Source organism: Brucella pituitosa (assembly GCF_003049685.1).
GTDB classification, from domain to species: Bacteria; Pseudomonadota; Alphaproteobacteria; order Rhizobiales; family Rhizobiaceae; genus Brucella; species Brucella pituitosa.
In genome coordinates this window covers 2,135,807-2,149,521 of record NZ_PYSY02000001.1, presented here as the reverse complement: position 1 = coordinate 2,149,521, position 13,715 = coordinate 2,135,807, and the positions used below count along the sequence as shown (strand labels likewise).

Here is a 13,715-nt window from a genome sequence, read left to right as displayed (position 1 = left end):
AGGGAGTATTGAAGCGTATGTCATCCCAGCAGAAGAAGACTCCGGCTCGTCAGGGTTTCAAGACCGGTGAATCGATTGTGTATCCAGCTCACGGCGTTGGCCAGATCGTCGCGATCGAAGAGCAGGAAGTAGCCGGTCATAAGCTTGAGCTTTTTGTTATTGACTTTGAAAAAGACAAAATGCGCCTCAAGGTGCCAGTCGCTAAGGCTGTAACCATCGGTATGCGCAAGCTTTCGGAAACCGATTATGTCGAGCGTGCATTGAAGGTCGTCCAGGGCCGTGCACGCGTGAAGCGCACCATGTGGTCGCGCCGTGCGCAGGAATATGATGCAAAGATCAATTCCGGCGATTTGATCATGATTTCTGAAGTTGTTCGTGATCTGCATCGCGCTGAAAACCAGCCTGAGCAGTCTTATTCCGAACGTCAGCTTTATGAAGCAGCGCTCGACCGTATGGCGCGTGAAATCGCTGCCGTGAACAAGCTTTCCGACACGGAAGCTGTTCGTCTTATCGAAGCAAATCTCGCCAAGAGCCCGAAACGCACCAAGGCTGATGCCGATGCGGAAGGTGATGTTGACGGCGATGAAGTCGAAGCAGCGTAATAAACGTTTGCATTGTTCTCTAAAAAGCCCGGCTCTGCCGGGCTTTTTATTTATCTGGTTTAGTACTCACCAAGCTGAGCGCTTCCGAGATGTCCATTTTTCAATGGGTGTCTCATCTAAAGTAATTCTGATTCAAGCAATATCGCGAGAGCTGCTCTATCTTTTTGTTTTGACGCATTATCCTACGCCAAACCGCTTCGCACTTTTGGCTTAAATGCTCTATTTTCCTGCAATGTCAAAGATTTATAGTGTCTAAATGGAACCGGAAGGTTCCTGCCGCGTTGTTAAGCAGCACCAGTTCGTAAACGGGTTTGTTTTGCGGCGTATCAGTCTGGCCTCAGAGCGGGTCTGTAAAAGGCATTTTGAACGAATAAAAGACGTTCATTCAATTGTTCTTCGCAGAGCTGGAATATCTTTTGTCTTGCGCTTTCAATTTTTTGAAAGCCTCGCAGTCAGAACAGGAGAACCAGATGAAGACGTCATCCGCAAGCAGTTCCTCCACCGTTCCAGCAGTGCGTTTGCCAATGGTGGCGCGCAACATGCCACCAGCTGCCGCCTCTTCTCCCCAGTCCATGATCCGCAATGCGATGTCTGCACCTTATCTGGAGCGGGAGGAAGAACGTGCGCTGGCCATTCGTTGGAAAGAGAACAAAGATCAGGATGCCCTTCATCGCATCACGGCGTCACATATGCGACTTGTGATTTCCATGGCCGGGCGCTTCCGCAAGTTCAAGCTGCCGATGAGCGATCTTATTCAGGAAGGCTATGTAGGCCTGCTTGAAGCGGCTGCGCGCTTTGATCCTGAACGAGATGTGCGCTTTTCGACCTATGCGTCGTGGTGGATACGCGCTTCGATGCAGGATTACATTCTGCGCAACTGGTCAATTGTTCGCGGCGGCACAAGTTCTGCGCAAAAGTCGCTGTTCTTCAATCTTCGCCGTTTGCGCTCCAAGCTTGCTCAGGAAGATGAGACGATGAGCAAGGCGGAAATCTATAGCCAGATCTCCACTCAGCTTGGCGTCTCTGCAAGCGATGTCGAGTTCATGGATAGCAGGCTCTCAGGCTCTGACAGTTCGCTCTCGGCTTCAGTGAATAATGATGAATCCGGTGCATCGAGCCGCATGGATTTTCTCGTTGACGATCATCCATTGCAGGATGAGGTGGTGGAGAGCACCATCGACATGGAACGTCGGGTTAGCTGGCTTCATACAGCCCTTCATGCACTTAATGAGCGTGAATTGCACATTATTCGCGAGCGTCGGCTTGATGATGACGGGGTGACACTGGAAGCGCTGGGCGAAAAACTCGGTATTTCAAAAGAGCGTGTCAGGCAAATCGAGAGCCGTGCGATGGAAAAGCTCAAGCTTGCCCTGTTGGATCAGCACGAAATGGCCGCCTATCAGGCTTGAACTTTATTCTTTATGCCCTGTAAGCCGGGGCGACCAGTCTTCCACCTTGCGATTTTCGAGACGGCGGACAGCATAACGCTTCCAGCCGTCTGCAAGGTGCGGGATCTGAGCCATTTCAGCAAGCTGATCATAATTGAGCATATCGACGTAAAGCAGATGCCAAACCCGGTGCAGCGTCCATTCCGGCGAAAGCCGCTCAACCAGCTTCATCGTATCGTTCTCGGCAACGACACCTTCTTCCAGAACACGATAGTACCAGCCGGTGCGGCCGGTTTTTTGCACGCGCATGGCCATATCCGGCACATCAAAACGTGCATTCAGCTTCCAGCAAGGCTGTCGGCCTTGCGAAACCTCCACGAGCGCTGTGCCAATGCGGAAGCGGTCGCCGATTGCAACATTATGCTCGGTCAGTCCGGTCGTTGAAATATTCTCGCCAAAAGCGCCAGATGCATCAAGACGAGGATTGTCACCTACGTCCTCACGCCAATCATCATAATGATCGTGGGGATAGTGATGGACGGCTTTTTCCGGACCGCCATGCACTTTTTTGTCGCCTTGCTCATCGCATTCGAGACCGTCACGAAGAAGCTTTGCAGGACCGGAAACGGGCTTCTTATCAATGCCGCTCGGCGCCTGTCGTTCTCCCAAAGGAGCGATCTTTCCGGCAAGCAGTGCACTGATACGGATTTCCATTTCCACTTTCGGGGTGATCCTTATTCGCTAATGAGTTTTACCCGATCACCAACCGACACCGTCGCGCCAGCAGACATCGCATTGAGCAGGCGGAACAGTTCAAGCTTGCGCGTCGTGCCCTGCATGCGTGCGGAAAGGCTCGCCATCGTATCGCCCGGCTTCACAGTAACGACGCGAATGCGCAATGGCTTGATCGCATTCTGCTCGGCAGGGGACAGTAAGCGGAACGACTGGGTTACGGTCTGCGAAGCAGGCAGTAAGGCATTGCTCCCCTTAGGCGCTGCAGTCAGGAACCGATAAACCTTATTGTTTGCGCCGATTACCACAATATCGAACTGCCAGCGGTCGGCACTTGCGCGTGCGGTGGCGGCAGGCAGGCCATTGATTGTGATCGGACGAATCGAGCTTTCATCGAGGCCTGTTACCCAACCCGATTTGATATAATCGGTGAGGTTTGAGCCTGCGGGCAGGGATGCGCCGTCAAAACGGATTGCTACTTCACCCGGACCGCTCGCCATGACGGCATTCGCCGAATTGTCGATGGTGAAGCCTTCAGGTGCGGTGAAGGTTACGCCCAGTTTTGGATGGATGAAGGTCTGTTCACGAACATAGCCTTCATTGGGCGAGTCGCCATAAAGAAGCCCATCGATTCCGTTGAGGAAGGAATCGCGATCTGTGGTGCCAACCCCCGGTGCGCCAATGCGGCGTGCATGTCCGAGCGCAAGCTGAATGCGCTGCGGGGTGGCTGGATGGCTTGCAAGAAAGTCGAGGCTTGCATCTGTTGCGCCAGAAACTGACCGGAAATCCGTATAGGCTTCCATCGATTGCAGGAAGCGTGCGGAAGCAAACGGATCGTAGCCGGCTTCACCAATCATCTTGATGCCAATGGCGTCGGCCTGCAGTTCCTGATTGCGTGAGAACTGGGCAAGGCGCAGTTTGCCGCGAATGGTTGCTTCCCGACTTGCGCTCTCGTTATGCAGGACTTCGGTCGCGACACGTCCGGCAATCGCCGTCTCGGCTTCCTTCTCCTGACGAAGGATACCGTGGTTGGCGACGACATGGCCCATTTCGTGAGCAATGACGGCTGCAACCTCCGAGGAATCGTTGGCTAGCGCCAGCAAGCCGCGCGTCACATAAAGAAAGCCGCCGGGCAGCGCGAAAGCATTGATATTGGGACTATCGAGAATAGTGATGCGATAGGTCTGATCCGGTTTGTCGGAAACGGTCGTCAGATTGCCAACGATCTTGGCAACCATGCGCTCGAGTTTCTGATCCTTGTACTCTCCGCCATAGGTCGCGAGGATACGCGGGTGCTGTTGTGCGCCGATCTGTGCCAGACGGTCGTTACGGGTGACGTTTTCGACCGTTACCGGATTTGAGGACGGCTGAAGGCCAAGATCCTTGCTCGAATTGATCGACTGACAACCTGAAATCAAGGCAACAGCAAGCAAGCCAAGACCGATGGCTGGTTTCCGCCAATTGCGCTGCATCCGTTCTGGCAGAGAGACTGGAAGACACAGGGAGGCCCGGACACGGGTCTGTTGACGGATCAGTATTTTACCCTCGCAATTGAATCAGCGTCGATATCGTGGCGCAAATCTAGCTACAGACTGAATAGCCCACAAGAAGTAGATCAGTGTTCTAAGCCGTTCTTCAAGCTGATTGCGAACAAAATATGTCCACAACCGTAACATTCAGAGCGCGTTTCGATGAGCATGTTATCCGAAAATCGTTTCACACTTTTCGGGATGCTCCCCAACAGCGTTTCCAGTTGTGAATGGAATCACATGAAAAGCTTCATTTGAGCTTCGGTGCCTGCTCACCGATATAGTGCTTCAATGCTTCCGGTCCAGATGATGACAGCAACTCAACGGCGGGCCCTTGAGCGGAAATCCGACCATTGTCGAGAAATAGCAACAATGCGTCGAGATAAAGGGCATCTTCTGGCGTATGGGTGACCATCAACACGGTCATGGCGTTTTCCCGCTGTAATTCACGCACCAGATCCAGCATTTGGTGACGCAGCGCTGGCCCCAGTGAGGCGAATGCCTCATCAAGCAAAAGGACGGGGCGTTCACGCACCAGCGCACGCGCTATCGCCACGCGCTGACGTTCGCCGCCGGAAAGAGCTTCGGGTTTACGCTGCTCTTTCCCCCGAAGCCCGACGCGGCCAAGGGCGCTGGCAATGGCTCTCCGGTCTGCTTCACTGAGCTTCAGATTGGGCGAACGACCAAGCCCGACATTCTGCTCGACCGTCAGATGCGCAAAAAGATTGTTTTCCTGAAATACCATGGAGACGGGCCGGGATGCTGGCGGCAGGTGGGTGACATCGGTTGTGCCGATTAAAACTTGCCCAGCCTGTGGCGTCTCGAACCCTGCAATGAGGTTGAGAAATGTGGATTTTCCCGAACCACTTGGGCCGACAATCGCCGTGATAACGCCGCCCGGCACATTCACATCGAAATGCATGTTGGTTTCGCCATAGCTGAAACGAACATCTTCAAAGCGGATATTTGCCAGATTGGTCTTAGGCGGCGGGACATTCATGAACGGGGCGTTTCCTTTCGGACTGCGGCGCGATCTGCAATCATCATCAGACCAAGACATAGAAGACCGAGAATAAGCGCAAGGCCTGCTGCGTCGAATGTGCGATAGCTACCCATACGCTGAAACAGAAGATAGGGCAGATTCAGCAAGGCATCGCTGCCGAAAAGGGCGATTGTGCCCAGATCGCCGAGAGACAGCGCCATTGCAAAGGCAAAGGCCATTCCGAATGGCCTGCGGACCGACGGCCAATCGATAAGTCGCAGTCGATTAAAACCTTTGATGCCAAGCTGAGCGCAAAGCCTGTTGTGGCGCGCGGCTGATGTATCCCATGCGGGTCTTAGCAGTCGCACGGCAAATGGCATGGCCATAGCGGCATTCACGGTCACCACCATCAAGGGAGCCATTGCGAATGGGTCAGTGAAATGACGCAGCAGAATGAACCATCCCGCTCCAAGGACGATAGGTGGCATCACCAATATGAGACTGGCGCCTGTGTCAAAGAGGTTGGCGAGCCGTATGTTCCGGGTCGCCTCGCGCGCGATAACAAGTGAGAGCGAGAGGATGACGGAAAGCAGGGCAGCGGAAAAGCCGAGCGCGATGCTGGTAGAGATTGCGCGCCATACGGTTCGTTCGCTCAACAATCGCACCAGATCTGCGGCAAGGCCCGAAATGACGACACCTGAAACAGGCAGCGCCACATAAAGAAAGCCGATCACAATCGCTATAATATTGAAAACACGTTCTCGCGTAGATGGTTTGCCATAACGTCTGGCTGTCGTTGCAAGCGTGAAGCCCTCTTCTGACGGACGCCCGGTCAGACGCAGTGCCAGCAGGATCATCAATGTCAGCGCGAGCTGTGCGAGCGTGAGTGCTACAGCACGTGCCGGATCAAAATCGAAATGCAGGCTTTGGTAGATTGCGACTTCAAGCGTTGTTGCGCGAGGGCCGCCGCCCAGTGTCAGTACGGTGGTGAAGCTGGTGACGCAGAGCATGAATATGAGGCCGGTCATGCCCGGCAAGTTACGCCGGATGGCAGGCCATTCGATGAGACGAAAGCGTGGCGTGCTGTGCATACCGAGTTGCGCTGAAAGTTTCCAGTAATCGGCGGGGATCGTTTCATACGCGGCAAGAATGAGCCGGACCGCCAGTGGCATGTTGAAAAACACATGCGCAATAAGAATGCCGGTGATGCCGTAAATATCGGGCGAGACCGGGTAGCCAGCCGATTGCGAAAGCTGCGCAATGAAACCATTGCGACCATAAATGCTGGTGATGCCAAGCACAGTCACAAGGGCGGGCAGCGCCAGCGGCAGAGCAAAGAGACGCAGAATGAAGCTGCGTCCCGGAAAGCTCGCTTCCGAGTAAAGCGCGCGCGCCACAGGAATTGCGAACAGCACGGATAGAAGGCTTGATGCTGCCGCTTGCAGGATCGTGAAACGGGCTACCCGCAGTAGGTAGCTATCGAAATAGACGTCAGTGCTGAAGCCACTGGCTTCCATCGCCAGAGCCAGCAGCGAGCCGCCGACCAGAACTGCCAGAAAGCCAAGCGCCAGTATGCCTGCGAGTGGTTTGATCGCAGGCATTTGTCTTGGATGGCCGATGGTCAGCGGTTTGCTCATTTGCTGGAGGCTGCAAGCCATTCATCAACCCAAGCTTTGCGGTTTTTCGCAACTTCATCGGCTGGGATCAGAAGTGTTTTTTCAGGCTTTGGCAGCTTGTCGAAAGCCGGAGCAAGTGGCTGTGAAGTCTTGCCTGCCGGATACATCCAGTTGGTTTCAGGGATCACATCCTGAAAACCGGGACCAGTCATGAAGGTAAGAAACTTCTGAGCCAGTGGGTTTTTCGCACCGGTTGTGGTCTGTGCAGCAAGTTCAATCTGAAGGTAATTGCCTTCCGGATAGGCCAGTGCCTTGTAGCGCTCGGTGTTTTCCGCAATCATGTGATAGGCAGGCGACGTTGTGTAAGAGAGCACCATCGGCGCTTCGCCCTTGGTGAAGAGACCATAGGCTTCCGACCAGCCCGGTGTAACCGTCAGGATGCGCTTTTGCAGTTTTTCCCAGGCTTCACCCGCCTGATCGCCATAGACCGATTTGATCCACAGCAGAATGCCAAGGCCGGGTGTTGATGTCCGCGGGTCCTGAATGACGATTTTCTGTGACGGATCACCTTCGATCAGTTCTTTCAGGCTTTGCGGCGGGTTGGGCAGTTTTTCGGAATCATAGACGATAGCGAAGTAGCCATAATCATAAGGCACGAAAGCATCGTCCTTGAAGTCACCCGGCACTTTGACATTGGACAGATCAATGCCACTTGGCGCGAAATAGCCGGTGGCATGTGCTTCTGTTGTCAGGTTCGTGTCGAGACCGAGCACGATGTCGGCTTTTGTATTACCGCCTTCGAGCTTCAGACGGTTGAGAAGGGCGACACCGTCAGCTGATGCAATCCATTCCAGTTCGCAATCGCATTCCTTCTCAAAATTTTCCTTCACCTTGGGACCTGGACCCCATTCGGAAACGAAACTGTCATAGGTGTAAATGGTGAGCTTATCTTTTGCCTGAGCGTGAGGCGCAAAGGCGAAAGCCGCAGAGAGCGATAAGGTGAGCAGAGATAAAAGCCGCATAACGGCAAGTCCTTTCTTTTATTTAAAGGATTGAGCGCCGTTATCGATAAATCGGGCAGCATCTAATCCCTCCGCCGGTACAAGCCGGATCAGGTTCAGCGGGTTAGCCGGAGTGCGGCTTCTCAGCCATTCAATGGTTGAATGGCACCCCGTTAGAGCGAGGTCGACAATAGTGCCTTGCAAACAGAAGGGCAAGAGATGGCGATGATCAAGATGCAGGCTTTCGAGGACAAATGCCACGTGTTATGAGCGACTTATGAGCACATTTGTTATTCTTCTCGGCGGCGATCTCGTCGTCACTGAACGTTTGAAACGGCAGATAGCTGGTGCACGGGTTCTTGCCGCGGACGGCGGTATGCGCCATGCGGAAGCCCTTGGTGTTGAGCCTGAGCTTTGGTTGGGAGACTTCGATTCGACCTCGGGAGCATTGAAAGAAAAATATGCGCATGTGCCGCAAAGAGCCTTCCCCGCTGCCAAGGATATGACGGACGGTGAACTTGCACTTGAGGAAGCCTTTGAACGCGGAGCGAAGAAGGTCATTCTCTGTGGTGCATTTGGTGGCTCGCGCACGGATCACACGCTTCTGCATCTGACGATGGCGACGGCGCAGGTGGCAAAAGGCAGAGACATTCTTCTGTCGAGCGGGGTTGAGGAAGCATGGCCATTGGTTGCGGGAGACCATGTTTATGATTTCCCGGACGGCACGTCATTTAGTGTTGTGAATTTCTGCACCGTTGAAGGGTTTTCAATCACAAATGCCGAGTGGCCGTTAGACAATGTGACCTTGCCGTTCGGGTCGTCATGGACGGTATCCAATATTGTACGTGGAACTCTTTGTGTTTCCGCACGTTCAGGCCTTGCGATACTTGTAGCGAACTTGAGTGAGGAGGCTCATTTTCAGGGCAGCTGCTAACCTTAAAAATTGAAACTGCTTGACGCTGACAGTCGAAACGTATTGTAAATGGATCAAGCGGGTATGATCTGCTTTACGCCGAAATTGGGGACGCAAAGTCGGTGTTGGTGTAACTCTAGTAGGAGATTGTTTCATGAAATCACGTCTTTCCATGATTGCAATCGTCGGTGCGCTTGCGTTCTCAACGGCAGCATGCACGACGGCTGAACAGCGTACCGCTGGTTATGGTGTTGGTGGTGCTGCTCTTGGTGCGCTCGCTGGTGGCGCAATTGGTGGTAACGGTCGCGGTGCTCTGACCGGCGCTGCCATTGGTGCTGTCGGTGGTACGCTTCTCGGTGCTGCGACAACCCGTAACAATGTTCAGTATTGCCGTTACCGCGATAATTACGGCCGCGTTTACGAAGCGCCTTGTAACTAAGACGCTATCGACCGTTTAGCGGTATCAAAGTTTAAAGAACAGGCCGGGGAAACCCGGCCTGTTCGTTTTTTGACGGTTCTATTTGACAGAATGATTTTTGTCCCCGACAAGCAGGGCGGAATTTTCAACCGCTTTTTTCAAAGAGAACCATGGCACCTCCGCTTCTTCGCCTCGACCAGATCAAGCTCACCTTTGGCGGGACACCGCTTTTGGAGGAAGCTGCCCTTTCTGTGAGTGAGGGCGACCGCATTGCGCTGGTCGGCCGAAATGGTTCAGGCAAGTCCACTTTGCTGAAAATCGCGGCCAGCATGGTCGAGCCAACCTCGGGCGAAGTCTTCAAGCATCCGGGCGCGACGGTGCGTTATCTCCCGCAAGTGCCGGATCTCGATGGTTTTGCCAATGTGCGCGCTTATGTCGAAGCTGGTCTTGGACCGGCGGATGATCCGCATCGTGTAACTTACCTTCTTGAGCATCTGGGCCTGACCGGCGAAGAAAAGCCCGATCATCTGTCCGGTGGTGAGGCACGCCGTGCGGCCCTTGCACGCGTGATCGCGCCACAGCCTGACGTGCTGTTGCTGGATGAGCCGACGAACCATCTCGATCTTAACACCATCGAATGGCTCGAAGACGAGCTGCGTCAGATTCGTTCGGCCATCGTGCTGATCTCGCACGACCGCCGTTTTCTCGAAAATGTCAGCCGTTCGACGGTGTGGCTTGATCGCGGTATTACGCGTCGTATCGATCAGGGCTTTGGGCATTTTGAAGAATGGCGCGATAAGGTTCTTGAAGAAGAAGAGCGCGATCATCACAAGCTTGGCCGTCAGATTGCGCGCGAAGAGAATTGGCTGCGCTATGGCGTAACAGCACGTCGCAAGCGCAATATGCGCCGTCTTGGCGAGTTGCACTCGATGCGCTCGGAGTTTCGTAATCATCGCAAGGCGCAAGGCACTGCTGTTCTTGCAGCAAGCGATTCCAAGGAATCCGGCAAGCTTGTCATTGAAGCGAAAAAGCTCAACAAAGCTTATGATGAGCGCGTACTGGTCCGAGATTTTTCGACTCGTGTTCAACGCGGTGACCGGATCGGGCTTGTTGGTCCTAACGGGGCAGGCAAGACCACACTTTTGTCAATGCTTACTGGCAAGCTTCAGCCCGATTCAGGCACTTTGCGCCTTGGTGTCAATCTCGAAATGGCCGAGCTTGATCAGAAGCGTGAAAGCCTCAATCTGGACGATACACTGGCGCATTATCTGACCGATGGTCGCGGCGAAAGCCTCATCGTCAACGGTGAGCAGCGCCATGTCGTTTCTTACATGAAGGACTTTCTTTTCCAGCCTGAACAGATACGTACGCCGATCCGAGAACTGTCAGGTGGTGAAAGAGCGCGTCTCATGCTGGCGCGTGTTCTGGCAAGACCGGCCAATCTGCTGATCCTCGATGAGCCGACCAACGATCTTGATATGGAAACGCTCGATCTTTTGCAGGAACTGGTTGCAGGCTTTCCGGGCACAGTCATTCTCGTCAGCCATGATCGTGATTTTCTTGATCGTACCGTGACCTCAGTGATTGCGCCAGAAGGTGATGGTAACTGGCTTGAATATGCCGGCGGCTATGCCGATATGATGGCCCAACGCAAAGAGCAGGCCTTGGCACGACGCAATGTGAAGGCAGCTGCCGCACGCGCCGACGACAAGGCTGACGACAAGGGCAATGAGGCTGTGCAGCCCAAGCGCGAGGAAAAGCGCAAGCTTTCCTACAAGCAGAAATTTGCACTTGAAAGCCTGCCCGGCAAAATGGATGTGCTGGCTAAGGAAATCACTGTGCTGGAAGGGAAGCTGGCCGATCCGCAGCTTTACGCCAAAGACCCGACGCTTTTTGCTAAGACCGCCGATCTTCTCGAAAAAAAGCGTTCTGAACATTCAGCCATGGAAGAAGAATGGCTGGAACTTGAAATGTTGAGAGAAGAGATCGAGGGATAGTTTCTTATCCCTCGACGACAGATTCTAGGCACTTGCCTTGTTGAGCAGCGCGATAGCTTCTGCATCCAGTTTGATCTGCGTTGCATCGATCAGTTCACCAAGCTGAGCAGAACGCGTTGCGCTGGCAATCGGTGCTGTGATCGCCGGATGAGCGATCAGCCAGGCAATCGCAATCTGCGCAGGGGTGGCATCATTTGCACGGGCCACCTGGTCGAGCGCCGCAATGATACGCGACCCACGATCGGTGAGGTATTTTTCGACGGCCGCGCCGCGCGCACTCTGTCCAAGATCATCCTTTGAACGGTATTTACCCGTCAGGAAGCCGGATGCGAGCGAGTAATAGGGAATGACGCCCAGCTCATTATCGCGGCAGATGGCTTCAAGCCCGCTTTCAAAATCAGAACGATCATAGAGATTGTAAAGCGGCTGCAACGTTTCATAGCGTGGCAGATTGTGTTTGCTCGACGTATCAAGCGCCTCAGCAAGACGTTGCGGCGTGAGGTTGGATGCGCCGATAGCGCGCACCTTGCCCGCTGCGATGAGCTCTTTATAGGTTCCCAGTACATCCTCGAAGGGTGTTTCCGGATCATCCCAGTGGGACTGATAAAGATCGATATAGTCGGTTTGCAGCCGCTTGAGGGAGGCGTCGACGGCTTTGCGGATATAGCTGGGAGAAAGGCCTTTTTCGTCCGGCCCCATTTCTGAGCCGACCTTGGTAGCGATAACGACTTTATGGCGCAGGCCGCGGGATTTCAGCCAGTTTCCGATAATGGTTTCGGATTCTCCGCCAACATTGCCGGTCGCCCATGCGGAATAGACATCCGCTGTGTCGATGAAATTAAGTCCTGCGTCGACAAAACGGTCGAGAAGCGAAAATGACGTTGCTTCGTCGACCGTCCATCCAAATACGTTGCCGCCAAAACAAAGCGGCGAAACCTCGAGTTCAGTACGTCCGAGCTTTCTAAACTCCATGGACCCTATCCCCTTCCTGAGCATACGGTTCCTCACGGACCCGCAGGGTTACGATTTCAGGAAGAGAGTTGGGCCCTTAAAGTCAGCCCATGCCCAATGCATCCATATAAAGCTGGAGCATGGCTTCTTCTTCCTGACGTTCATGGTCTTCTTTTTTACGCAGACGAATAATGGTCCTTACGACCTTGCTGTCAAACCCCGAACCCTTCAATTCCGCGTAAACTTCCTTGATATCGTCGCCGATGGTCTTTTTTTCTTCTTCAAGACGCTCAATGCGCTCGATGAAAGCACGCAACTGGCCAACAGCAATTGTCTGGGCTTCGCTGGTAATGTCGTCGCTCACGGGTTTCTCCAATTCAAAGTCGATTATGAATGCAAGCAATAGCGGTTTGTTTCGACACGCGTATCGTCACCGGAAAGCCGGTTCCAACTTTTCTGCGACATGCTGTAGAGGAACAGCGCGGTTGTCGAAAGTCTGAAACGTTTTTCCTGCGAGTCGCAGGCAAAATTAAGAGGCTTTGCGGCCATTTATCGTCTTTTGGCTGTGGATAGCGGGTAAAGGCGATTAATCGATAGGCCCTGTTCGCGAACCAAAATGCCGGATTTCATGGATTTCCGGCAGTGCGTTGATGGCGCTGAGCATCGGCGCCAGTCGCTCGGCCCACTCGGTCGCGCCAGCTTTTTCTGCAATCAGATCCTGTCGTACTTCAATGAGCACATGTGCATAGCCGCGGCTGGTTGCATGACGATACATGGCATCGTTTTTCAACGCGCCATTATATGGCTCGTTGTCACCGACGATGAGGCCGGGTTCGTCGCGTAGCATAGAAAGGAGCGGAGTAATCGCGCGCGGATCGGAATCCCATAGAAGACCGATGTGCCATGGCCGATCCTTGCCACGCCAGTTTGGCGTGAAGGAATGGATGGAAACAACAAAAGGCGCTTTGCCACTCGCAAGTGCGACCTGGGTGCTCACGGATGCGACTGCGTCATGATAGGGACGGTAGAAGTTATCGAGGCGTTTTTCGCGCTCGTCCGCTGTCATCGGATAATTGCCGGAAATGACCGCGCCGTCCGACAATTGCATGATGAGGGTCGGGTCATCTTCACCGCGATTGGGATCAATCAGCAGGCGCGAAAAACCGCCCATGACCGCAGGCGCACCAATCTTTTCTGCCAGTTGCCGTGTTAATTCCTCAACGCCGATATCATAGGCGATATGTCGTTCAAACTCGCTTTGGTCCAGACCCAGACTGCCATATTCAGTCGGCAAATCGCGGCGTGCATGATCGGCGGTCAGAAGGAGGCCGAGGCTGAGATCGCCATTGATCTGGTGGACGGGGGAAAAGGACGGGTCAGACGACATCGGAGCAGCTTCTTGAGTAGGATTTTTGTCATAAATCACAAGTAGTTTCAGCTCTGTCACGAGAAAGTCGAGATTGCAACGCTCATTCTCAAAAGAAAAAGGAAGCAGTTTCCGGCTCGATGCATGGGTGCGAATCTAATCGTTTAAATTGCGCTGAAATCGCTATGCAGTTTGATTGGAAATGCTGTAACTGATTTGT

Annotated in this window: 14 protein-coding genes and 1 riboswitch; of the genes, 6 read left to right on the top strand and 8 right to left on the bottom strand. The window is 53.6% G+C overall.

The annotated features are described in order from the left end of the window. Positions 1 to 17 precede the first annotated feature (17 nt). From C9380_RS10640 to C9380_RS10630, 3 genes are all read left to right on the top strand, one after another. Positions 18 to 602 carry a CarD family transcriptional regulator gene (locus C9380_RS10640; protein ID WP_024895771.1) on the top strand — a complete coding sequence of 195 codons (585 nt, stop codon included), beginning with the start codon at positions 18 to 20 and terminating at the stop codon, positions 600 to 602. Then, positions 583 to 816: a hypothetical protein gene (locus C9380_RS10635; protein ID WP_128093509.1), complete on the top strand. Its 234-nt coding sequence runs from the start codon at positions 583 to 585 to the stop codon at positions 814 to 816. The genes C9380_RS10640 and C9380_RS10635 overlap by 20 nt, the downstream gene beginning before the upstream one ends. 256 nt (positions 817 to 1,072) lie before the next feature. After that, a complete protein-coding gene (locus C9380_RS10630; protein WP_128093508.1) occupies positions 1,073 to 2,011 on the top strand; it encodes an RNA polymerase factor sigma-32 in 939 nt (312 codons plus the stop codon). Between the two features lie 3 nt (positions 2,012 to 2,014). Here the strand turns inward: C9380_RS10630 and C9380_RS10625 are convergent, their stop codons facing one another. The 5 genes from C9380_RS10625 to thiB all read right to left on the bottom strand — a co-directional run bounded on the left by C9380_RS10625 (position 2,015) and on the right by thiB (position 7,871). Next, on the bottom strand, positions 2,015 to 2,704 hold the full coding sequence (locus C9380_RS10625; RefSeq protein ID WP_128093507.1) for an MOSC domain-containing protein: 690 nt from the start codon (positions 2,702 to 2,704) through the stop codon (positions 2,015 to 2,017). Between the two features lie 20 nt (positions 2,705 to 2,724). Then, positions 2,725 to 4,194, bottom strand: coding sequence for a cell division protease CdlP (gene cdlP, locus C9380_RS10620; protein ID WP_051514705.1), 1,470 nt, complete (start codon positions 4,192 to 4,194; stop codon positions 2,725 to 2,727). 307 nt (positions 4,195 to 4,501) lie between these two features. After that, the gene (thiQ, locus tag C9380_RS10615; RefSeq protein WP_128093506.1) at positions 4,502 to 5,251 is read right to left on the bottom strand and encodes a thiamine ABC transporter ATP-binding protein; all 750 of its coding nucleotides are present in this window, start codon (positions 5,249 to 5,251) and stop codon (positions 4,502 to 4,504) included. Beyond that, positions 5,248 to 6,891, bottom strand: coding sequence for a thiamine/thiamine pyrophosphate ABC transporter permease ThiP (thiP, locus tag C9380_RS10610; protein WP_374844479.1), 1,644 nt, complete (start codon positions 6,889 to 6,891; stop codon positions 5,248 to 5,250). Before thiP ends, thiQ begins: the two co-directional genes overlap by 4 nt. Further along, positions 6,867 to 7,871, bottom strand: a complete 1,005-nt coding sequence (gene thiB / locus C9380_RS10605; protein ID WP_024895765.1) for a thiamine ABC transporter substrate binding subunit — start codon at positions 7,869 to 7,871, stop codon at positions 6,867 to 6,869. Before thiB ends, thiP begins: the two co-directional genes overlap by 25 nt. A gap of 49 nt (positions 7,872 to 7,920) precedes the next feature. After that, positions 7,921 to 8,033, bottom strand: a riboswitch (TPP riboswitch). A 94-nt stretch (positions 8,034 to 8,127) separates the two neighbouring features. On the opposite strand from thiB, the gene C9380_RS10600 reads away from it, so the two are divergent. The 3 genes from C9380_RS10600 to C9380_RS10590 all read left to right on the top strand — a co-directional run bounded on the left by C9380_RS10600 (position 8,128) and on the right by C9380_RS10590 (position 11,178). After that, positions 8,128 to 8,784, top strand: a complete 657-nt coding sequence (locus tag C9380_RS10600; RefSeq protein WP_024895764.1) for a thiamine diphosphokinase — start codon at positions 8,128 to 8,130, stop codon at positions 8,782 to 8,784. Between the two features lie 133 nt (positions 8,785 to 8,917). Next, positions 8,918 to 9,202: a YMGG-like glycine zipper-containing protein gene (locus C9380_RS10595; protein ID WP_024895763.1), complete on the top strand. Its 285-nt coding sequence runs from the start codon at positions 8,918 to 8,920 to the stop codon at positions 9,200 to 9,202. Between the two features lie 149 nt (positions 9,203 to 9,351). Then, positions 9,352 to 11,178: an ABC-F family ATP-binding cassette domain-containing protein gene (locus tag C9380_RS10590; protein ID WP_128093504.1), complete on the top strand. Its 1,827-nt coding sequence runs from the start codon at positions 9,352 to 9,354 to the stop codon at positions 11,176 to 11,178. A 24-nt stretch (positions 11,179 to 11,202) separates the two neighbouring features. Here the strand turns inward: C9380_RS10590 and C9380_RS10585 are convergent, their stop codons facing one another. The 3 genes from C9380_RS10585 to C9380_RS10575 all read right to left on the bottom strand — a co-directional run bounded on the left by C9380_RS10585 (position 11,203) and on the right by C9380_RS10575 (position 13,516). Continuing rightward, positions 11,203 to 12,150, bottom strand: a complete 948-nt coding sequence (locus C9380_RS10585) for an aldo/keto reductase (protein ID WP_024895761.1) — start codon at positions 12,148 to 12,150, stop codon at positions 11,203 to 11,205. A gap of 82 nt (positions 12,151 to 12,232) precedes the next feature. Then, positions 12,233 to 12,493, bottom strand: a complete 261-nt coding sequence (locus C9380_RS10580) for a DUF2312 domain-containing protein (RefSeq protein WP_007876730.1) — start codon at positions 12,491 to 12,493, stop codon at positions 12,233 to 12,235. A 222-nt stretch (positions 12,494 to 12,715) separates the two neighbouring features. Next, positions 12,716 to 13,516 carry an N-formylglutamate amidohydrolase gene (locus C9380_RS10575; protein WP_100560073.1) on the bottom strand — a complete coding sequence of 267 codons (801 nt, stop codon included), beginning with the start codon at positions 13,514 to 13,516 and terminating at the stop codon, positions 12,716 to 12,718. Positions 13,517 to 13,715 lie beyond the last annotated feature (199 nt).

Bases quoted from the DNA above. Each gene is read 5' to 3' on its own strand.
- thiQ (WP_128093506.1), bottom strand. From the start codon at position 5,251: ATGAATGTCCCGCCGCCTAAGACCAATCTGGCAAATATCCGCTTTGAA.
- C9380_RS10585 (WP_024895761.1), bottom strand. From the start codon at position 12,150: ATGGAGTTTAGAAAGCTCGGACGTACTGAACTCGAGGTTTCGCCGCTT.
- C9380_RS10590 (WP_128093504.1), top strand. From the start codon at position 9,352: ATGGCACCTCCGCTTCTTCGCCTCGACCAGATCAAGCTCACCTTTGGC.
- thiB (WP_024895765.1), bottom strand. From the start codon at position 7,871: ATGCGGCTTTTATCTCTGCTCACCTTATCGCTCTCTGCGGCTTTCGCC.
- thiP (WP_374844479.1), bottom strand. From the start codon at position 6,891: ATGGCTTGCAGCCTCCAGCAAATGAGCAAACCGCTGACCATCGGCCAT.
- C9380_RS10575 (WP_100560073.1), bottom strand. From the start codon at position 13,516: ATGTCGTCTGACCCGTCCTTTTCCCCCGTCCACCAGATCAATGGCGAT.
- C9380_RS10600 (WP_024895764.1), top strand. From the start codon at position 8,128: ATGAGCACATTTGTTATTCTTCTCGGCGGCGATCTCGTCGTCACTGAA.
- C9380_RS10625 (WP_128093507.1), bottom strand. From the start codon at position 2,704: ATGGAAATCCGTATCAGTGCACTGCTTGCCGGAAAGATCGCTCCTTTG.
- C9380_RS10595 (WP_024895763.1), top strand. From the start codon at position 8,918: ATGAAATCACGTCTTTCCATGATTGCAATCGTCGGTGCGCTTGCGTTC.
- C9380_RS10640 (WP_024895771.1), top strand. From the start codon at position 18: ATGTCATCCCAGCAGAAGAAGACTCCGGCTCGTCAGGGTTTCAAGACC.
- C9380_RS10635 (WP_128093509.1), top strand. From the start codon at position 583: ATGAAGTCGAAGCAGCGTAATAAACGTTTGCATTGTTCTCTAAAAAGC.
- C9380_RS10630 (WP_128093508.1), top strand. From the start codon at position 1,073: ATGAAGACGTCATCCGCAAGCAGTTCCTCCACCGTTCCAGCAGTGCGT.
- cdlP (WP_051514705.1), bottom strand. From the start codon at position 4,194: ATGCAGCGCAATTGGCGGAAACCAGCCATCGGTCTTGGCTTGCTTGCT.